Origin of the sequence: Salipiger bermudensis HTCC2601, from assembly GCF_000153725.1 — a bacterium.
Lineage (GTDB): Bacteria > Pseudomonadota > Alphaproteobacteria > Rhodobacterales > Rhodobacteraceae > Salipiger > Salipiger bermudensis.
Genome location: NZ_DS022276.1, coordinates 646,304 through 664,847 on the forward strand (window position 1 = coordinate 646,304; position 18,544 = coordinate 664,847).

At 65.5% G+C, this 18,544-nt stretch carries 25 protein-coding genes; 6 read left to right on the top strand and 19 right to left on the bottom strand.

Annotated elements, in window-relative coordinates; genetic code table 11:
* Positions 1-41 precede the first annotated feature (41 nt).
* Together R2601_RS03065 and deoD are read left to right on the top strand one after the other, a co-directional pair.
* Positions 42-353, top strand: coding sequence for an H-NS histone family protein (locus R2601_RS03065; RefSeq protein ID WP_007793383.1), 312 nt, complete (start codon positions 42-44; stop codon positions 351-353).
* On the top strand, positions 353-1,057 hold the full coding sequence (gene deoD, locus R2601_RS03070; RefSeq protein ID WP_007793387.1) for a purine-nucleoside phosphorylase: 705 nt from the start codon (positions 353-355) through the stop codon (positions 1,055-1,057). The genes R2601_RS03065 and deoD overlap by 1 nt, the downstream gene beginning before the upstream one ends.
* Before the next feature lie 22 nt (positions 1,058-1,079).
* On the opposite strand, the gene R2601_RS03075 is transcribed toward deoD, so the two are convergent.
* From R2601_RS03075 to R2601_RS26900, 8 genes are all read right to left on the bottom strand, one after another.
* Positions 1,080-1,925 carry an urea carboxylase-associated family protein gene (locus R2601_RS03075; protein ID WP_007793390.1) on the bottom strand — a complete coding sequence of 282 codons (846 nt, stop codon included), beginning with the start codon at positions 1,923-1,925 and terminating at the stop codon, positions 1,080-1,082.
* Between the two features lie 70 nt (positions 1,926-1,995).
* Positions 1,996-2,682 carry an ABC transporter ATP-binding protein gene (locus R2601_RS03080; protein WP_007793396.1) on the bottom strand — a complete coding sequence of 229 codons (687 nt, stop codon included), beginning with the start codon at positions 2,680-2,682 and terminating at the stop codon, positions 1,996-1,998.
* Positions 2,679-3,428, bottom strand: coding sequence for an ABC transporter ATP-binding protein (locus tag R2601_RS03085; RefSeq protein WP_007793397.1), 750 nt, complete (start codon positions 3,426-3,428; stop codon positions 2,679-2,681). Before R2601_RS03085 ends, R2601_RS03080 begins: the two co-directional genes overlap by 4 nt.
* Positions 3,421-4,401, bottom strand: coding sequence for a branched-chain amino acid ABC transporter permease (locus tag R2601_RS03090; RefSeq protein ID WP_007793405.1), 981 nt, complete (start codon positions 4,399-4,401; stop codon positions 3,421-3,423). The genes R2601_RS03085 and R2601_RS03090 overlap by 8 nt, the downstream gene beginning before the upstream one ends.
* Positions 4,398-5,318, bottom strand: coding sequence for a branched-chain amino acid ABC transporter permease (locus R2601_RS03095; protein ID WP_007793407.1), 921 nt, complete (start codon positions 5,316-5,318; stop codon positions 4,398-4,400). The genes R2601_RS03090 and R2601_RS03095 overlap by 4 nt, the downstream gene beginning before the upstream one ends.
* Positions 5,319-5,366: 48 nt before the next feature.
* Complete coding sequence (locus R2601_RS03100; protein WP_007793408.1) at positions 5,367-6,503, bottom strand: ABC transporter substrate-binding protein; 1,137 nt, start codon at positions 6,501-6,503, stop codon at positions 5,367-5,369.
* A gap of 197 nt (positions 6,504-6,700) precedes the next feature.
* On the bottom strand, positions 6,701-6,898 hold the full coding sequence (locus tag R2601_RS03105; RefSeq protein WP_007793410.1) for a hypothetical protein: 198 nt from the start codon (positions 6,896-6,898) through the stop codon (positions 6,701-6,703).
* Between the two features lie 70 nt (positions 6,899-6,968).
* Entirely contained in the window at positions 6,969-7,127 is a 159-nt protein-coding gene (locus R2601_RS26900; protein WP_007793412.1) for a hypothetical protein, read from the bottom strand.
* A gap of 269 nt (positions 7,128-7,396) precedes the next feature.
* Here R2601_RS26900 and R2601_RS03110 point away from each other — a divergent pair, with 269 nt between their 5' ends.
* The gene (locus tag R2601_RS03110) at positions 7,397-8,173 is read left to right on the top strand and encodes a transglutaminase-like domain-containing protein (RefSeq protein ID WP_007793415.1); all 777 of its coding nucleotides are present in this window, start codon (positions 7,397-7,399) and stop codon (positions 8,171-8,173) included.
* A gap of 67 nt (positions 8,174-8,240) precedes the next feature.
* Here the strand turns inward: R2601_RS03110 and R2601_RS03115 are convergent, their stop codons facing one another.
* The 11 genes from R2601_RS03115 to R2601_RS03160 form a co-directional block, all read right to left on the bottom strand.
* Positions 8,241-9,020, bottom strand: a complete 780-nt coding sequence (locus R2601_RS03115; RefSeq protein WP_007793417.1) for a succinate dehydrogenase iron-sulfur subunit — start codon at positions 9,018-9,020, stop codon at positions 8,241-8,243.
* Positions 9,021-9,159: 139 nt separating this feature from the next.
* On the bottom strand, positions 9,160-9,480 hold the full coding sequence (locus R2601_RS03120) for a hypothetical protein (RefSeq protein WP_007793422.1): 321 nt from the start codon (positions 9,478-9,480) through the stop codon (positions 9,160-9,162).
* A 10-nt stretch (positions 9,481-9,490) separates the two neighbouring features.
* The gene (locus R2601_RS03125) at positions 9,491-9,733 is read right to left on the bottom strand and encodes a hypothetical protein (RefSeq protein ID WP_254656029.1); all 243 of its coding nucleotides are present in this window, start codon (positions 9,731-9,733) and stop codon (positions 9,491-9,493) included.
* A 188-nt stretch (positions 9,734-9,921) separates the two neighbouring features.
* Entirely contained in the window at positions 9,922-11,727 is a 1,806-nt protein-coding gene (sdhA, locus tag R2601_RS03130) for a succinate dehydrogenase flavoprotein subunit (protein WP_007793427.1), read from the bottom strand.
* A gap of 18 nt (positions 11,728-11,745) precedes the next feature.
* Entirely contained in the window at positions 11,746-12,117 is a 372-nt protein-coding gene (locus R2601_RS03135; RefSeq protein ID WP_007793430.1) for a succinate dehydrogenase, hydrophobic membrane anchor protein, read from the bottom strand.
* Positions 12,118-12,131: 14 nt separating this feature from the next.
* Positions 12,132-12,527, bottom strand: coding sequence for a succinate dehydrogenase, cytochrome b556 subunit (gene sdhC / locus R2601_RS03140; RefSeq protein WP_007793433.1), 396 nt, complete (start codon positions 12,525-12,527; stop codon positions 12,132-12,134).
* Positions 12,528-12,757: 230 nt separating this feature from the next.
* Positions 12,758-12,961 carry a hypothetical protein gene (locus R2601_RS26600; RefSeq protein ID WP_144266889.1) on the bottom strand — a complete coding sequence of 68 codons (204 nt, stop codon included), beginning with the start codon at positions 12,959-12,961 and terminating at the stop codon, positions 12,758-12,760.
* A gap of 99 nt (positions 12,962-13,060) precedes the next feature.
* Entirely contained in the window at positions 13,061-14,092 is a 1,032-nt protein-coding gene (locus tag R2601_RS03145) for a MaoC family dehydratase (RefSeq protein WP_007793439.1), read from the bottom strand.
* A complete protein-coding gene (locus R2601_RS03150) occupies positions 14,092-14,295 on the bottom strand; it encodes a DUF1737 domain-containing protein (RefSeq protein WP_007793442.1) in 204 nt (67 codons plus the stop codon). Before R2601_RS03150 ends, R2601_RS03145 begins: the two co-directional genes overlap by 1 nt.
* Positions 14,296-14,311: 16 nt before the next feature.
* Positions 14,312-14,857: an NnrU family protein gene (locus R2601_RS03155; RefSeq protein WP_007793445.1), complete on the bottom strand. Its 546-nt coding sequence runs from the start codon at positions 14,855-14,857 to the stop codon at positions 14,312-14,314.
* A 42-nt stretch (positions 14,858-14,899) separates the two neighbouring features.
* Entirely contained in the window at positions 14,900-15,751 is an 852-nt protein-coding gene (locus R2601_RS03160; protein ID WP_007793447.1) for an HpcH/HpaI aldolase/citrate lyase family protein, read from the bottom strand.
* A 283-nt stretch (positions 15,752-16,034) separates the two neighbouring features.
* Here R2601_RS03160 and R2601_RS03165 point away from each other — a divergent pair, with 283 nt between their 5' ends.
* The 3 genes from R2601_RS03165 to R2601_RS03175 all read left to right on the top strand — a co-directional run bounded on the left by R2601_RS03165 (position 16,035) and on the right by R2601_RS03175 (position 18,492).
* The gene (locus R2601_RS03165) at positions 16,035-16,355 is read left to right on the top strand and encodes a hypothetical protein (RefSeq protein WP_007793449.1); all 321 of its coding nucleotides are present in this window, start codon (positions 16,035-16,037) and stop codon (positions 16,353-16,355) included.
* 275 nt (positions 16,356-16,630) lie between these two features.
* The gene (mdh, locus tag R2601_RS03170) at positions 16,631-17,593 is read left to right on the top strand and encodes a malate dehydrogenase (RefSeq protein WP_007793453.1); all 963 of its coding nucleotides are present in this window, start codon (positions 16,631-16,633) and stop codon (positions 17,591-17,593) included.
* Positions 17,594-17,655: 62 nt separating this feature from the next.
* Positions 17,656-18,492 (top strand): putative nucleotide-diphospho-sugar transferase, encoded by an 837-nt coding sequence (locus R2601_RS03175; RefSeq protein WP_007793455.1) that lies wholly within the window; start codon positions 17,656-17,658, stop codon positions 18,490-18,492.
* Positions 18,493-18,544 lie beyond the last annotated feature (52 nt).

The following is an 18,544-nucleotide window of genomic DNA, read 5'->3' on the forward strand; positions in this document are numbered from 1 at the left end:
CAAAAGAGGAGGCATCCTACAGAATACCAAGGAGAATAAAAATGAACTTCGATCTCGAGTCCCTTTCGAAAGAAGAGCTCACCGAGCTCAAAACTGATGTCGAAAAGGCACTCAAGACAATTGACGCGCGCCGTCGCGCCGAAGCCAAGCGCGCCGCCGAGCAGGCCGCGAAAGAGTTTGGCTTCTCGCTCGAAGAGATCCTCGCGGCGAACGAAAAGAAGGGCTCGAAAGGCGCTCCGAAATACGCAAATCCCGCCGACCCGGATCAGACCTGGACCGGTCGTGGCCGCAAGCCCAACTGGGTCGTCGCCGCTCTCGAAGAGGGCAAGTCGATGGAAGATCTGGCGCTCTGATGACGGTCCATATCGGCGCAGAGCCCGGGCAGATCGCCGAAACGGTGCTGATGCCCGGCGATCCGCTGCGGGCCGAATGGGCCGCCAACACCTTTCTCGATGATCCGGTCTGTGTGAACCGCGTTCGTGGAATGCTGGGATTCACCGGCACATGGAAAGGCAACCGCGTCACCATTCACGGCTCGGGCATGGGCATGCCAAGCCTGTCGATCTATGCCAACGAACTGATCCGGGACTACGGCGCAAAGACGCTGATCCGGATCGGTTCCTGCGGGGCGATGCAGGAACATGTGGGAATCCGCGACGTGATCGTCGCGATGACCGCCTCATCGCTGTCGACCCCGTCGCGCGGCATTTTCCGGGAATTGAACTTCGCGCCCTGCGCCGATTACGGCCTGCTCAATGCAGCGGTCGAGGCGGCGAAAGGCACCGGAGCCACTTGCCATGTCGGCGGGATCTATTCCTCCGACGTGTTCTATGATGAACGCCCCGACCTCACCGAGATGATGACGCGACACGGCATCCTCGGAGTCGAAATGGAAGCGGCAGAGCTTTACAATCTTGCTGCCCGCCACGGCGTGCGCGCGCTGGCCGTGCTTACCGTGTCCGACCACCTTCTCACCCAAGAGGCGCTGCCCTCCGAAGACCGGCAGAGCTCGTTCGGCGACATGGTGCAGATCGCACTCGAGGCGGCCTTCAGCTAAGGCCGCCTCCCCCAAGACAGGCTCAGCGCCCGTGGCTGCGGTCATATCCGTTGCGCGCGGGCGCCTGCCACCCCTCCAGAGCGCCTTCGCGCGGCGCCAGGATCTCGACCTGCAGCGGATGGCAGGCGGCGCTGTCCGAGCTGTGCTCGGACGAGCAATCGCCGCCGGGACAGGCGCTGAGCGCGCCCAGCAAATCAATTTCGGCAAAGAAGGTCAGGTGGTCGCCGGGGCGCACCGGGCTGGCCTTCATGAAATATTGCCCGGTGTCACGGGTGAAGCCGGTGCACATGAACACGTTCAGCACGTCATGCACGTGCGGCTCGGCCTCGGCCAAGCTCATGCCAGTGGCGTCGGCCAGCGCCCGGATCAGGTTCGAATGACAGCAGTGATGGTACTGAGAGCCCGAGAGCAGGTTGCCGGTATAGGGATCGCAGCGCGTGCCGATCACGTCGTGCACCGAGCCGCCATAAGGGTCGATCCCGTACCAGCCGAGCGTATCTTCGACGATGGTCGCCATCGGGCGCAGATGCGGAAAGGCCGACCACATGCGCTCGCCCGTGGTCAGGTGCGTGCCATGCAGCGCGCGGGTCTTGCCGGAATAGAAGCGCTCGGACAGGTCATCGGCATTCCAGAGGTTCAGATCTCCGACCTGCGGGCCCTCGACGCTGGTGATGCGGAAGAATTGCCCGGTGCACACGCGAAAGCTGCAGGCCTCGCGCGGCGCGGCGAGGACCGTCTCGATCACCTCGGCCCCCTCGAGCGCCTGCGTGTAGAGCGCCATGTCCGGCACCGGCAGCGTCTCGTTGGGATAGCAGATCACCGGCGCGACGGCGCGGCGGGCTTCGGCATCGGCGGGGGCTTGGGTCATTTCGGGCGCTCCTCGATCAGTCTTCCCCGAAATGGCTAGTGAGCGACGGCAACGAAATCAATGGCCGCCCTCAGAGCCCGAGATGGCGCTCGCCGATCTCCGGCGTGAGCTCGGCCATGGTGCCCGACCAGACGCTGCGGCCGCGTTCGAGGATCACCGCGCGGTCACAGGCCCAGCGCAGCTCCTTCAGCGACTTGTCGATCACCAGCAGCGCCATGCCGGTCTCGGCCTTGAGCGCTGCCACCGCCTGCCAGATCTCCTGCCGCACGGTAGGCGCGAGCCCCTCTGTGGCCTCGTCGAGGATCAACAGGCGCGGGTTGGTCATCAGGGCCCGGCCAATCGCCAGCATCTGCTGTTCGCCACCAGAGAGAGAGGCGGCGCGCTGGCCCCGGCGCTCGGCCAGGCGCGGAAACAGCGCCTCGACCCGGGCGGCATCCCAATGGCCCGGGCGCGCCGCGGCGATCAGGTTCTCGGTGACGCTCAGATCGCGGAAGCAGCGCCGCCCCTCGGGCACCAGCCCGATGCCCAGCCGCGCGGCGCGGTGGCTCGGCAGGCGCGACAGGTCGTGCCCGTCGAAGACCAGCGTGCCGTGGGCCGGCAGCATCCGGCAGATGCAATGCACCGTGGTGGTCTTGCCCATGCCGTTGCGGCCCATCATCGCCACCGCCTCGCCCTCGGCGATCTCGAGGTCGACGCCAAACAGCGCCTGGCTGTCCCCGTAGGAGGCGGTGAGTCGGTGCAGCGACAGCAGGCTCATGCCTCGTCCCCCAGGTAGGCGTCGCGCACCAGCGGGTCGCGGCGGATCTCGGCGACGCTGCCGGTGGCGATGACCTTGCCATAGACCAGAACGCTGATCCGGTCGGCCAGCGCGAACACAGCGTCCATGTCATGCTCGACCAGCAGGATCGGGGCCTGGGCCCGCAGCCCGTCGAGGAAGCCGGTGAGCCGCTTCGAGCCCTCCTGCCCCAGCCCAGCCATCGGCTCGTCCATGACGAAGGCTTTCGGCTCCAGCGTCAGGGCGACGGCCACCTCCAGCTGGCGGCGCTGGCCGTGGCTCAGCTCGGCGGTGCGCAGCTCGCAGAGATCGGCGATGCCCACCGCCTCGAGCGCCGCTTCGGCCCGGTCGAGCAGGGCTGCATCGCGCGAGGCGCGCGAGAAGAACCGCCACGGCCGCCCCGACGCGCCGAGCGCCCCCAGCAGCGCGTTTTGCAACACCGTGTCCTCCATCGCCAGCGCCGAGGTCTGGAAAGTGCGCGCCAGCCCACGCGCCGCCCGCGCCTGCGTGCTCTCTTGCGTCACGTCGCGGCCAAGGAACTCGACCCGGCCCGCATCCGGCGCGAGCGAGCCGCAGATCTGCGCGATCAGGGTGGACTTGCCGGCTCCGTTCGGGCCAATCACCGCGTGGATCTCTCCGGCGCGCAGTTCGAGCGAGATGGCGTCGCTGGCCTGCAGGGCGCCGAAGGCCTTGCTGAGGCCGTGAGTCGCGAGAACCGGATCAGCCATCGCGCCGCCTCCCGGCGATCATGCCGACCACACCGCCCTTGCCGAACAGCACCACCATCAGCAGCACCAGCCCGAGGAAGATCTGCCAGTACTCGCTGACCCCGCCCAGCAGATGCTCGAGCAGCACGTAGATCCCCGCCCCCGCCACCGGGCCGAAGAGCCGTGCCACGCCGCCGATGATCACGAAGACCATGATCTCGCCCGACATCTGCCAGCTCAGCATGGTGGGCGAAACGAAGCGATTGAGATCGGCAAAGAGTGCCCCTGCCAGCCCGGTGATGGCGCCCGAGATCACCAGCGCCACCAGCTGCAGCCGCCGCGGGTCCAGCCCCACGGCACGCACCCGCTCGGGCACCTGCCGCGCCGCGTCGAGCGCCAGCCCGAAGGGCGAACGCATCAGCCGCGCGTTGAAGGCAAGCACGAGGCAGAGCAACGCGAGGCACAGGCCGTAGAACTGGATTGGAACAAGCGTGTTGAGGCCGGGAAAGCCGTTGCGCACATAGATCGACAGCCCGTCCTCACCGCCATAAGCGGGCCAGGAGATGGCGAAGAAATACATCATCTGACCGAAGGCCAGCGTGATCATGATGAAATAGACGCCCGAGGTGCGCAGGCTCAGAAGTCCGATCAGCAGCGCCGCAGCCGACGAGGCCACGATGGCCACGAGCCAGATCACCGGCATCGATTTCGTGCCCTCGATCACGAAAGGCCATTCGATCAGCGGCGTGTAGCTCTGCGCGTGGCTGGCGAGGATGCCCATGGCATAGCCGCCGATGCCGAAGAACACCGCGTGGCCAAGGCTCACCAGCCCGCCCAGCCCGAGCGCGATATTGAGCCCGACGGCGGCCAGCGCAAAGATCACCGCGCGCGTGGCGAGCGTGATGGTGAACGGCTCGTCGGCGTAGAGTGCCCATCCCGGGATCACGATCAGCGCCAAGAGCAGCGCGCCGTTCAGCAGGCGTTCCCGGCTCATGTGCGCGCTCCGAAAAGGCCGGTGGGGCGCCAGATCAGCACGCCGGCCATCAGCACGTAGATCGCCATCGAAGCGAAGGCCGAGCCGGTGGCGGCGGCGCTGGCGGGATCGGTGAAGAGCTTGAACAGCTCGGGCAGCAACACCCCGCCCAGCGTGTCGGTGAGCCCCACCAGAAGCGCCCCGATCAGCGCGCCCTTGATCGAGCCGATGCCGCCGATCACGATCACCACGAAGGCAAGGATCAGCACCGGCTCGCCCATGCCCACCTGCACCGACTGGATCGCCCCCACCAGCGCCCCCGCCAGCCCCGCCAGCGCCGCACCGATGGCGAAGACCAGCGTGTAGAGCTTCGAGATATCGACGCCGAGTGCCGCGATCATCTCGCGGTCGTTCTCGCCGGCGCGAATGCGGATGCCGAGCCGGGTGCGGGCGTTGAGCCACCACAGCCCCAGCGCCACCGCGATGCCCACGGCGATCAGCGCCAGCCGATAGACCGGGTAGACGATGCCGCCGGGCAGCGTGACGGTGCCGGAAAGGCCTGCGGGCATGTTGAGATAAAGCGGGAAGGAGCCGAAGAGCCAGCGGGTGCCTTCCGACAGGATCAGGATCAGCGCGAAAGTGGCCAGCACCTGGTCGAGATGGTCGCGGGCATAAAGCCTGCGGATCACCAGCAGCTCGATCAGCGCGCCCGCGGCCGCGGCAGCGGCCAGCGCCGCCACCAGCGCCAGCGCGAACGAACCGGTGGCGCCCGCGACGGCCGCCGCCGCGAAGGCGCCGATCATGTAGAGCGAGCCATGGGCGAGGTTGATCAGCCCCATGACGCCGAAGATCAGCGTCAGACCGGCAGCCATGAGAAACAGCATGACGCCGGATTGCAGGCCGTTCAGGACCTGTTCAGCAAGCAGGATCGGGGACATCTGGGGCCTTCGTCGTGTCGGGGGCCTGACGATCAGGCCCCCGCAGGATCAGTTCATCGAGCACTCGTCGACATAGGCCGAAGAGCGGTCTTCGATCGCGGTGGCGACGATCTTGTTGGTGTAGACCTCGCCCTCCTTGATGACCTCGCGGATGTAGATGTCCTGGATCGGGTGCTGGTTGGTATCGAAGCTGAACTCACCGCGCACGCTGTCGAACTCCGCCGCCTTCAGCGCCGCGCGGAACGCCTCGGCGTCGGACGGCTCGGCCACGTCGAGCGCCGAGAGCAGCAGGTTGGCGGTGTCGTAGCCATAGGCGGCATAGAGCGACGGCAGGCGGCCGTACGTCTCCTCGAAGCCCGACACGAAGGCGGCGTTGGCCGCGTTGTCGAGATCCTTGGACCAGTTGGACCCGTTCTTCACGCCCATCGCCGCCTCGCCCACGGCCTGCAGGATGGCCTGATCGAAGGAGAAGGCCGGACCCATCACCGGCAGATCGACGCCGCTGTCGGCATATTGCTTGAGGAACGAGATCCCCATGCCGCCGGGCAGGAAGAAGAAGATGCTGTCTGCGCCCGAGGCACGGATCTGCGCGATCTCGGCAGCGTAATCGGTCTGGCCGAGCTTGGTATAGACCTCTCCCGCCAGCTCACCGCCGTAGAAGCGCTTGAAGCCGTTCAGGCTGTCCTGCCCCGCCGGGTAGTTCGGCGCCATGATGAAGGGGTTGGTATAGCCCTCGGACTTGGCATAGGCGCCCGCGGCCTCGTGCAGGTTGTCGTTCTGGTAGGAGACCGAGAAATAGTTCGGGTTGCAGCCGCGCCCCGCCAGCTGCGCCGGGGCCGCGTTGGTCGAGAGGTAGAACTTGCCCTGCGCCGTCGCCGCCGGCACCACCGCCATGGCGAGGTTCGACCAGACGATGCCGGTCAGGATGTCGACCTTCTCGGACTGGATCATCTTGTCGGCCAGCTGCACCGCCACGTCGGGCTTGCGCTGATCATCCTCGATGATCACCTCGACGTCGTCGCGGCCGGCGGCCTCCATCGCCAGCATGAAGCCGTCGCGCGTGTCGATGCCGAGGCTCGCGCCGCCGCCCGAAAGCGTGGTGATCATGCCGATCTTGACTTCGGCCTGCGCGCTGGCGGCCATCGCAACGAGGCTCGCCGCCGCGAGAAGCGTTTTCATGGACATTCCGGAACTCCCTGTTCTCTTCCCTTATCCCCTGCCGGGTCTTGCGCCCGGCGTTGCGGGCAAGGGTTAACGGAAAAACCGGGGATGTCCATGCGCCAGCGCCCGGCACCGTTCAAGGGGCACCAGATTGCACGATCAATCGGTTCACAGGGAAACACTAAGGGGCTGGGCAGGCTGTGCGGGCGCTCTCGCGCCTCTCAGCCACGATCCCGGAAGCAGAGCTTCGGCACCTCGCCGGGGGTGCCCTCGGTCGCGGCACCGCAATGGATGCAGCGCCACTGGCTGGTGTCACCCTGCCGGTACTCGCGCCACCGGCATTGCCGACGGTCGCGGTTCTTCATGTTGAAGACCAGCAGAATGACAAACGCGATAACGAGGCCGACAGCGAAAATCACCGCGGGCCTCGTTCGGGGAGTTCAGAAACCATGAGGGAAACCTAGCTCTGCCTTCCCGGCAGGCCAGCCCTCAGGCGGCCTGGTAGTAGGCGCAGGTGCCGGGTTCTTCATCGGCGACGCGGTCGGCGTCATGCACCAGAACCGGCTCGGGCTGGTAATAGGCATAGGCCTGCTCGAGGATGGCGAGGGCCTCGGCGGCGTCGATCTGTTGTTGGGTCTGGTCTTGCATCGGGTTGGCCTTTCGGTGTCGTGTCCGTCTTTCCTCCCCTTACAAGCCCTAGATAGACCTTGCTGCAGCGCAGCACACCCCCGATTGCTGCAAGTGCGAAATGCGCTGGATGCATGTTTCCCCTAGGTCCGCACGATGATGGCGCAGCCAACCATCCTTCCGGTTGCATCGCGTCCCGAATCCGGACAGGGAGCGCCGAATTGTTGTAGCGTGGCAGACAGAGCCGCCGCGCCCTCCCCCCAGACCGAGCCAAGGAAAGGACGAGCCCGATGCGCGTTTCGATCGACGTACAGATGCACTACAGCTTCACCGAGCCCAACACCGTGGCGCTGGTGCTCGAGGCGGCGCGGACCGAGGGCCAGACGGTCCTGAGCGAGAGCATGGATCTCGGCGATGCCGAGCTGCATCGCATCGAGGGCGATTGCGGTGTCGGCCAACGCATCTGGGCGCGCATTCCAGGGCAGGAGATGCGCCTGAGCTACCGCTCCGAGGTCGAGATCACGCGCCCCGCGCCCGCGCTCGACGGGTTGGAGGCGCTGCCGCTGCATCTGATCCCGTCCGAGCCTGCCCCCTACATCCGGCCCTCGCGCTACTGTCAGTCGGACAAGTTCGTGGCCTTCGTCAACAAGCGCTTCGGGCATCTCGCAGGCGGCCGAAAGGTGGCGGCGATCCGCGACTGGATCGAGGCCGAGCTCTCCTACGTGCCCGGCAGCTCGGATTCCGACACCAACGTGCTCGAGACTTTCGCCGGGCGCGAGGGGGTGTGCCGCGACTACGTGCACCTGTTCTGCGCCATGGTGCGGGCGGCGCAGATCCCGGCCCGCGCGGCTGCCGCCTATGGCCCGGACGTGACGCCGCAGGACTTCCACGCCGTGGGCCAGGTCTGGCTCGAGGATGGCTGGCATCTCGTCGACCCTACCGGCATGTGCCAAGCCGACAGTCTCGCGCTGATCGCCGTGGGCCGCGATGCCTATGACATCGCCTTCATGGAAAGCCAGGCGCCCGCAACGCTGCTCTCGCAGAGCGTCTCGGTCGTCCGCGCCTGAGCCCCTAGTAACGGAAAACGCCGCTCCCCGCGGGGAACGGCGTTACTGTCTCGCGTTCGACCTGCGATCAGACGTGCCGGTTCAGCAGCATCTTCTTGATCTCGGCGATGGACTTCGCCGGGTTCAGGCCCTTCGGGCAGGTCTTGGTGCAGTTCATGATCGTGTGGCAGCGATAGAGCTTGAACGGGTCTTCGAGCTGATCGAGACGCTCGCCGGTGGCTTCGTCGCGGCTGTCGATGATCCAGCGGTAGGCGTGCAGCAGCGCCGCCGGTCCGAGGTAGCGGTCCGAGTTCCACCAGTAGCTCGGGCAGGAGGTCGAGCACGAGGCGCACATCACGCACTCATACAGACCGTCGAGCTTCTTGCGGTCCTCGATGGATTGCTTCCACTCCTTCTCGGGACGGTTGGTCTTGGTCTCGAGCCACGGCATGATCGAGGCATGCTGGGCGTAGAAGTGTGTCAGGTCCGGGATCAGGTCCTTGACCACGGGCATGTGCGGCAGCGGGTAGACCTTCACGTCGCCGCTGATCTCGTCGAGACCGTAGATGCAGGCCAGCGTGTTGATGCCGTCGATGTTCATCGCGCACGACCCGCAGATGCCTTCGCGGCAGGAGCGGCGGAAGGTCAGCGTCGGGTCGACCTCGTTCTTGATCTTGATGAGCGCGTCCAGAACCATCGGGCCGCACTTGTCCATATCGAGGTAGTAGGTGTCGACGCGGGGGTTCTCACCGGTGTCGGGATCCCAGCGGTAGATCTTGAACGCGCGCACGTTGGTCGCGCCATCCGGTTTCGGCCAGGTCTTGCCGGTGCGGATGCGGGAATTCTTCGGAAGCGTGAACTGAACCATGGCGAGCCTCTGCTTTCCTTTCGGTGAGTCTATGGGTTGGCAAGGTCCGGCCCGGACGACTTACCGGACCATACAAAATTTCGGGTCGGCGCGAAACGCGCCGTCGGTAACATGCTGTTGTGCGCAACGATGCTCATCGTCACGCCCCTGCCCCGGACAGAACCGCCGCGAGCCCCGTGGTGCTCAGGCAGGTGATGGTCTCGGGCTTCTGCACAACGTCGGCGACGATCTGGATCGAGCTTTCGGTGGGACCGCCGATGGTGTCGGCGGCGAGCGCATAGATCTGCGTCGCACTGGCGTTGTCGATGACGCAGTCGAGCACCGGCTCGACCGGGGCGCCGGGGAAGCGGTCCACCACGATCTTGGTCACCGTCGAACGCGCCGCACCGCGCGCGATCGCATCCTGGCTCTGGGTCGAGCAGGCGGCGAGCAACAGGGTGAGGAGAAGGATCTTGCGCAAGTCGGGTCTCCTAGAACAGCGCGCGGTCGATGAGGTTGTCGCTCATGCACTCGCGGGTGCCCTGGGTGAAGAGGATGTCGGTGACGATGTCGTCGTTCAGTTCGGTCTGGCCGAGGGCCGAGTTCTCCGCCAGCGCCTGAAGCTGTCCTTGGCTGGCATAGTCCAGCGTGCAGGCGACTGCGGTGTCGGTCGGCACACCCGGCGCCTTACTGGCGAGGATCGGCGCCACGGCCGAGCCCGCAACGTCCAGCATCAGGTCGTCGCCCGGCGGCGAGACCACGCTGCACCCGGCCGCCGCCCCCAGAATGAGGACAGCGAGCCCGGCGCGAATCGAAAGACCCGTCCGCGCCGAAGCGGCCTTGCCGCTGCTCCGGACGATACCGACACGCGCCACCACGTCGGCGGCGCGTTCCGGTCTCGAAGCGGAGCCCGTGGTGCACATCAGAACGTGCGGGCCTTCGGGGCGATCTTGGCGAGGCTGATGCCGCCCTTCTCCTCCTCGGTCAGCGGGTCCACGATCACCGGACGGTGCGTCAGGGTCACCTTGGTGTCGTCGACACGGCTGATCGTGTGGATGCGCCAGTTCTCGTCGTCACGCTCGGGGTAGTCCTCGTGGGCATGCGCCCCGCGGCTTTCCTTGCGCGCCTCGGCGCCCACGATGGTGGCGAGCGCGTTGGGCATCAGGTTGGTCAGCTCGAGCGTCTCCATGAGATCCGAGTTCCACACCAGCGAGCGGTCCGAGACCCTGATGTCGCCCATCTTTCCGGCGATCGCGGTCATCTTCTCAACACCCTCCTTGAGGGTCTTGTCGGTGCGGAACACCGCAGCGTCTTCCTGCATGGTGCGCTGCATCTCGAGGCGCAGTTCGGCGGTCGGCGTGCCGCCCTCGGCGTAGCGCAGCCCGTCGAACCGGTCGAAGGCCTTGTCCACCGACGGCTGGTTGAGCGCGTGGGTCGGCGCGGCGCGGTCGACCACCTCGCCGGCACGGATCGCGGCTGCGCGGCCGAAGACCACGAGGTCGATCAGCGAGTTGGAGCCGAGACGGTTGGCGCCATGCACCGAGGCACAGCCCGCTTCGCCCACGGCCATCAGGCCCGGCACCACGGCGTTGGGATCCTCCGAGGTCGGGTTCAGCACCTCGCCCCAGTAGTTCGTCGGAATGCCGCCCATGTTGTAGTGCACCGTCGGCAGAACCGGGATCGGCTCTTTCGTGACGTCGACACCGGCGAAGATCTTCGCGGACTCGGAGATGCCCGGCAGGCGCTCGGCCAGCGCTTCGGCCGGCAGGTGCGACAGGTTCAGATGGATGTGATCCCCATGCTCGCCCACGCCGCGGCCTTCGCGGATCTCCATGGTCATCGAGCGCGAGACGTAGTCCCGCGGCGCGAGGTCCTTGTAGGTGGGGGCATAGCGCTCCATGAAGCGCTCGCCTTCCGAGTTGGTCAGGTAGCCGCCTTCGCCGCGGGCACCCTCGGTGATGAGGCAGCCCGATCCGTAGATGCCGGTCGGGTGGAACTGCACGAACTCCATGTCCTGCAGCGCGAGGCCCGCACGGGCCACCATGCCGCCGCCATCGCCGGTGCAGGTGTGTGCCGAGGTGGCCGAGAAGTAGGCCCGGCCATAGCCGCCGGTGGCCAGCACGACCATCTTGGCGTTGAACACGTGGAAGGTGCCGTCGTCGAGCTTCCAGCAGACCACGCCCTGGCAAACGCCGTCGTCGCTCATGATGAGGTCGATGGCGAAATACTCGATGTAGAACTCGGCGTTGTTCTTCAGCGACTGACCATAAAGCGTGTGCAGGATGGCGTGGCCGGTGCGGTCGGCGGCGGCGCAGGTGCGCTGCACCGGCGGGCCTTCACCGAACTCGGTGGTGTGGCCGCCGAACGGGCGCTGGTAGATCTTGCCTTCCTCGGTGCGCGAGAACGGCACGCCGTAATGCTCGAGCTCGTAGACCGCGGCAGGGGCCGAGCGCGCGAGGTATTCCATCGCGTCGGTATCGCCGAGCCAGTCCGAGCCCTTGACGGTGTCGTACATGTGCCACTGCCAGTTGTCGGGGCCCATGTTGGACAGCGACGCGGCGATGCCGCCCTGTGCGGCGACGGTGTGCGAGCGGGTCGGGAACACCTTGGTCACGCAGGCGGTGCGCAGACCCTGTTCCGCCATGCCGAGCGTGGCGCGCAGGCCGGCGCCGCCGGCCCCGACGACCACGACGTCATAGTTATGCGTCTCGTATTCGTATGCAGCCATTTTTCTGGTCTTCCTGTCTCAGAGCGCGATCTTGACGAGCGCGAAGATCCCGCAGGCGATCATCAGGTAGGCGAAGCCGGCAAAGGCCATGATCAGCAGCTTGCGGGTGGTGCCGCCGGTGTAATCCTCGATCATCGTGCGGGCGCCCTTCTGGAAGTGGACCATGCCCACGATCAGCACCAGCGCGGTGAGGATGGCCGGGAACGGGCGCGACATGGTGTCGAGCGCGGCGTCGTAGCCGGAGCCCAGCGCGCGGCCGAAGACGATCAGCCATGTGGGCAGCATGAAGGCCAGCGCCACGGAGCTGACGATCATGAACCAGTGATGCTCGGCACCGGCGTGGGCCGAGCCCTTGCCTACGGCGCGCTTGCGGTCGGTCAGGTAACGCATCGGTCGTGCCTCCCTCAGATCCAGTAGATGATGACGGTGAGGACGGTCAGGACGACCGATCCATAAACGCAGGCCCAGCCGAGCTTTTCGGCGGTCTCGAGCTCGAGACCCTTGCCGGCGTCGAAGATCAGGTGACGCAGGCCACCGAGGTAGTGATACCAGACCGCCCAGAGCGATCCGAACATCACCAGGTTGCCGACCCACGAGGTAATCCACCATTCGGCGGTCTCGAAGGCTTCCGGCCCTGCGGCGAGCGCGAGCAGCCACCAGATCACGAGCAGCGTCGCCACCATCAGGGCGTTCCCGGTGATCCGGATCATCACCGAGGTCACCGCGGTGAGCTGCAAGCGATAATACTGTACGAACATGAAGGGGGAGAGCGGGCGCTCGATCCGTTTAGCTTCGGCCATGGCTAGTCCTTTCGGTTCCCTTGTGAGGGCGTTCTAACGGTTTTTTCGCACCTCTGTCACCAGAGTGCACGTGCAGCAGGCGCGTTTTTTGATCGCTTTGATGAAAAATCCACGTGATCTGTGATCACACCCGAAAAAGTGTGATCACATATTGCGCGCTAACATCAGAAAAGCGGATGCAGGCGCAGCATCTTGATTCTGTCGGCAATGAAAGACCGGCGCGCGGGATGTTACTCGGGGAAGCCAAGCCGCTTGAGCGCCAGCGCACCCTGGCTGCGGCGCGCCGGGTCATTCGAGTGCAGATCGCGGTGAATGCGCGACACCAGCCCGCTCAGCTTGCGGTCCGCGGTCAGACGGCGAATGACGTTGGGCATGTCGCTGGGCGGCATATCAAGCACGTCCCTGGTGCCGTGCGGCAAGGGTGAAGCAGCCATGGTCTATCCTCCTGGCGTTATCCGAATCTCCTCCCCGCAAGGCGAGTTTAGCGGAGAGGAAACAATCAGGGTAACAAAAGGTTGACCGTTGGCTGCGACTTATCGCGGCATCAGGGCCCAGTAATCGAGGTCGAGCAGCACCTCGGGCTTGTACTTGCCATCCTCGCCGCGCAGCTCGAACGGCGCGCCGCCCTTGGTGGCCACCAGCCGCAGCCGGATCGCGCCGACGCCCGGCGCCGCCGTGTCGGCCTTGTCGAGGACCTCGGACCACGCTTTCACGGTATCGCCAGAGAAGCACGGGTTGGCATGTGCCCCACCATTCAGCCCCACGATCATCTGCGCGTTGGCCAGCCCGTTGAAGCTCAGCGCACGCGCCATCGAGATCACGTGCCCGCCATAGATCAGACGCTGTCCGTCGGGGCGGAAGGTGGCGTCGAAATGCACCTTGGCGGTGTTCTGCCAAAGGCGGGTCGCCATCATGTGCTCGGCCTCCTCGATGGTGACACCGTCGACATGGTCGATGGTCTCGCCAACCTCGTAGTCGCCCCAGCGATGCGGCTCGCCCGACAACGTGAAATCGTATCCCTCGAAGCTCAAACCATCGGGGATCACCAGATCCTCGGACGCCAGCACCGTCTTCAGGTCCGGCAGCACCGTCTCGGGCGCCGGCGCGTCGAGGTCGTTCTTGCGCACCATCACCCAGCGGCAATACTCCATCACGGTCTCGCCGCGCTGGTTGGTGCCGGTGGTGCGCACATAGACCACCCCGGTCTTGCCGTTGGAGTTCTGCTTGAGCCCGATCACCTCCGAGGACGAGCGCAGCGTGTCACCGGCATAGACCGGCTTCAGCCAGCGCCCCTCGGCATAGCCGAGATTGGCCACCGCGTTCAGGGACACGTCCGGCACGGTCTTGCCGAAGACCACGTGAAACGCCGCCAGATCGTCGATCGGCGACGCCGGCAGCCCGCAGGCCTGCGCGAAGGCGTCGGAGGAGTAGAGCGCGTGCCGGGCCGGGTAGAGCGCATGGTAGAGCGCCCGCTCGCCGCCCGAGACGGTGCGTGGCACCGCGTGCTCGATTACCTGACCGATGCTGTAATCCTCGAAGAACCGTCCCGGATTGGTCTTGGCCATCAATGCTCTCCCAGCTTGGTGTCGGGGGTGTAGGTGCCCTCGACCTCCTTGGTCACCGCCTGACCGCAGCGCATCACGCCGTTGGCCGCGTCGAAGGCATAGGTCGGCGCGCCATAGAGCTCCCAGCCCTTGTTGAGCGCCGCGGTGACCTTGTGGCAGAAGGCCGAAGTGTCGTCCTCGGAGAGGAAGCGGTAGAGTTTCATATGTCTTTCCAGTTCATTAACCGAAGGTCGGATAGCCCAGCCAGGTGTGGATGAAGCCGATCACGAAGAGCAGCACCACACTGATCGCGAGGAACATCGCATCCTTGCCGATGGAGCCCTTCTGCGGCGGGGTCCACTCCGGCTCGGCGCGGTTGATCACCACCATCTCGACGATGGCCCAGAGGCCAAGCCCGCCGAACAGCACGAAGGACGGCACGTCGCCGTTCACCAGCAGGTGCGCCACGGCCCAGAGCATGAAGCCCGTCAGCATCGGGTGGCGCATCTTGTAGAGCACCGCACCTTTCTTGGGGCCGGGCGAGGTCAGGTAGAGCGCGGCGATCATCAGCAGGTTGTTGATGCCCACCGTGGCCGGGTGGCGCCCCCAGAAAAAGGCGCCCTCGGCCATGCGGTAGCCGAAGATCATCAGCAGGATCGCGGCGAGCAGCGCCAGAGCGACTGGGCCCTTGCCCTTGTCGCCCAAGGCGGCGCGCTGCGCCGGGGCCAGCCGCTTGAACAGGTGCGCGCCCCACCAGAGCGCGACGCCGAGAATGAGCAGGACCATGGGTGTCTCCTTTGGTCGGGTCTCTTTCCCGTCACCCTGCGATCATTCGGCCATGGCGGCAATGGCCTCCGCCTTGGCAAGCAAGGTCTGTGCCGTCGCGACGTGCAGGTTCTCGACGATCTTGCCATCGACCACGGCCACGCCCTGCCCCTGCTTCTCGGCCTCTTCGAAGGCCTCGATCTGGCGGCGGGCCAGCTCGACCTCGGCCTCGGTCGGCGCGAAGGCGGCGTTGGTCACGGCGACCTGCGCCGGGTGGATCAGCGTCTTGCCATCGAAGCCCATGTCGCGCCCCTGATCGCATTCCGCCTTCAGCCCGTCGTCATCCTTGAAGGCATTGTAGACCCCGTCGACGATGACGCAGCCGGTGGCCTTTGCTGCCAGCAGGCACGTCCCCAGTGCGCTCTGCATCGCCAACCGGTCCGGGCGGAAGCGCGAGTTCAGCTCCTTGGCGAGGTCGTTGGTGCCCATGACCATACCCCAGAGCTGCTCGTGTGCGCCGATGGCGGCGGCGTTGAGGATGCCGCGCGGGGTCTCCATCATCGCCCAGATCGGCTTGTCGGTAAGCTTGGCCAGCGCGTCGAGCTGCTCGGGGCTCTCGACCTTGGGCAGCAGCACCGCATCACAGTCCATATCGTTGGCCGCCGCCGCATCATCGCGCCCCCAATGGGTCTCGAGGCCATTGATGCGCACGATCTTGGTCCGCTTGCCATAGCCGCCCTGGCGTAGCGCCTGCGCCAGCGTCTCGCGCGCGGTCTCCTTCTCACCCGGCGACACCGCGTCCTCCAGATCGAAGATTATGGCATCGACGGCGAGCGTGCGCGCCTTGTCGAGCGCGCGCTCCTTGGAACCCGGGATATACAGCACCGAACGGTAGGGGCGCATCGTGAGGTCCATGAGACTCCTCCTCCAAGAAGAAATAAAGTTGCGCGAAAATGGTCAGCAAATTCCGAAAAGTGCAAGAGCCTTTGCGCCGCAATGCAGAAAAAGGCGGCGCGACCTTGGTCCAGTATAGGGCGCCGCCGTCCCTTCGCCGTCTCGTTAACCTTTCCTTGAGCAATGCCGGTCAGCCTCTTTGCCAGGGTGGCGGGCGCTGACGGGGGCGCGGTCAGGCCTTGGAGGGGCAGCACCCGCATCGCGCGGCCGGGCCGGCGGTGCCGCATCCGAAAGGGGCAAGCCGATGAACGTGATGAACGCGAAAGCAGCGATGACCATGCTGGTTTTGGGGGCGGTGATTGTGCCGCAGGTCCTGCAGGCCCGCAGCCCAGCCTGTGCGCCGCGCGACACGGTGCTGCGCAAGCTTGCGGATACGTACGGCGAAACCCGTCAGAGCATCGGCCTCAACGGCGACAATGCGCTGGTCGAGGTCTTTGCCTCGGACGAGACCGGCAGCTGGACCATCACCATCACCTCCGGCGCGGGCCTGACCTGCCTGATCGCGAGCGGTCAATCCTTCGAGACACTGGCCGAGCCGCTGCCCTCCGCCGACACGGACGCATGATCCGCAATGCGCGGCCGGCGGCAAGCGCAAGAATCGTTCAGAGTGCGTGCAATCGCAGCGTTCTGCCTCGGGATCATCCCCTGATCGGCTGAAAACCCGGTTTGCACGCATCCCGGCAGCCCCGCGCTAACCCTTCGATTTTCTTGTCTTTAGCGCCACCAATCACGCCTCTGCGCGGGCGCGCGCGCCCGATGCTGCCATGCAGCACCCTTGCGTGTGGCCGGCCAAACCCTTACGCAAACGTCGGAATTCACAAATGGAGCGGAGACAGATCCATGGCCAGACCCAAGATCGCCCTGATCGGCGCGGGACAGATCGGCGGCACCCTCGCCCACCTCGCAGCCCTCAAGGAACTGGGTGACGTCGTTCTCTTCGACATCGCCGAAGGCACCCCCGAGGGCAAGGCCCTCGACATCGCCGAGTCCGGCCCCTCGGAAGGCTTCGACGCCACGCTGAAGGGCACCCAGGACTACGCCGACATCGCCGGCGCCGACGTCTGCATCGTGACCGCTGGCGTGCCGCGCAAGCCGGGCATGAGCCGCGACGACCTGCTGGGCATCAACCTCAAGGTCATGAAGTCGGTCGGTGAAGGCATCCGCGACAACGCTCCGGATGCCTTTGTCATCTGCATCACCAACCCGCTCGACGCGATGGTCTGGGCGCTGCAGAAATTCTCGGGCCTGCCCGCGAACAAGGTCTGCGGCATGGCCGGCGTGCTTGACTCCGCGCGCTTCCGCCACTTCCTCGCGACCGAGTTCAACGTGTCGATGAAGGACGTGACCGCGTTCGTGCTCGGCGGCCACGGCGACACCATGGTGCCCTGCGTCCGTTACTCCACCGTCGCCGGTGTGCCCCTGCCCGACCTCGTCGACATGGGCTGGACCACGCAGGAGAAGCTCGACGCCATCGTGCAGCGCACCCGTGACGGCGGCGCCGAGATCGTCGGCCTGCTGAAGACCGGCTCGGCCTTCTACGCACCCGCGACCAGCGCCATCGAGATGGCGGAAGCCTATCTCAAGGACCAGAAGCGCGTCCTGCCCTGCGCCGCCTATTGCGATGGCGACCTCGGCGTGAAGGACATGTATGTGGGCGTGCCCACCGTGATCGGCGCCGGCGGCATCGAAAAGATCATGAACATCCAGCTCAACAAGGACGAGCAGGAGATGTTCGACACCTCGGTCAACGCCGTGAAGGGCCTTGTCGAGGCCTGCAAGGGCATCGACAGCTCCCTCGCCTGATCAGCGTACAAGACAGGAAAGGGGCCTCTTCGGCCCCTTTTCTTCAGGAACTAAGGCCGCCAATGCAATCGAGCGAAACACTTGGCTTTGTCTATGCCGCAAAAGGGGCCAAGTACATTGACCTGGCTCTCAACTCTGCGAGAAGCCTGAAAGACAGCAACCCAGGTGCGACAGTACATCTCTACTGCGATTCGCACCCTGCCGAGGGGCACTGTTTCGACGCGGTTCACCTCCTGTCAGTGTCCCAGTCGAAGCGGCCGAAATTCGAAGCCTTGCGGCGCGCAGAGTTCGATCGCACCATCTATCTTGATGCCGACACGTTTGTCTGCGCCGACATTTCAGACATCTTCTTCACGCTGGATCGCTTCGACATTGCCGGAGCGCATGTCGTCCTGCGGAACTCTCGGCACAGCCATCGCACCCACAAGATACAATTTCCGAACAGCTTTCCGCAGATCAACACGGGCGTTCTGGCGATCCGAAAATCCCAGCGGATGTCGGATTTTCTGGCGCAGGTCGATGCCGAGATGGCAGCCGCTGACAGCGTCGTCGATCAACCGATCTTTCGGGAACTGCTGTGGCACAGCGATTTGCGGATCGCGGTGCTTCCGCCAGAGTACAACTTCAAGCGTATCAACGAAGTCGTAACGATGTCCTCCGCCTACTGCGCGCCTCGGATCATACACGACTCGGATCTTCGAAGGCCGGACGGCAAGGCCGCGAACGACGCGACGACGCTTGAGGGCTTCTTGCGACGCGGCGCCTACAGGCACCTGATCGCGCTGCTGTCTGCGGACAAGTTCTTGTCACCCGGATCGCAGAAGAAGGTCTCCCCCCTCGCCCGGGTCCCGCGCGCGAAACGCCAAGGAAAGCTTCGAAAGCTCCTCGGCCTCGGATAATCAAGCGCGCTTCGCTTCCCTGCCCGGCTCCAAGGCCCTTGGATCGCCATGC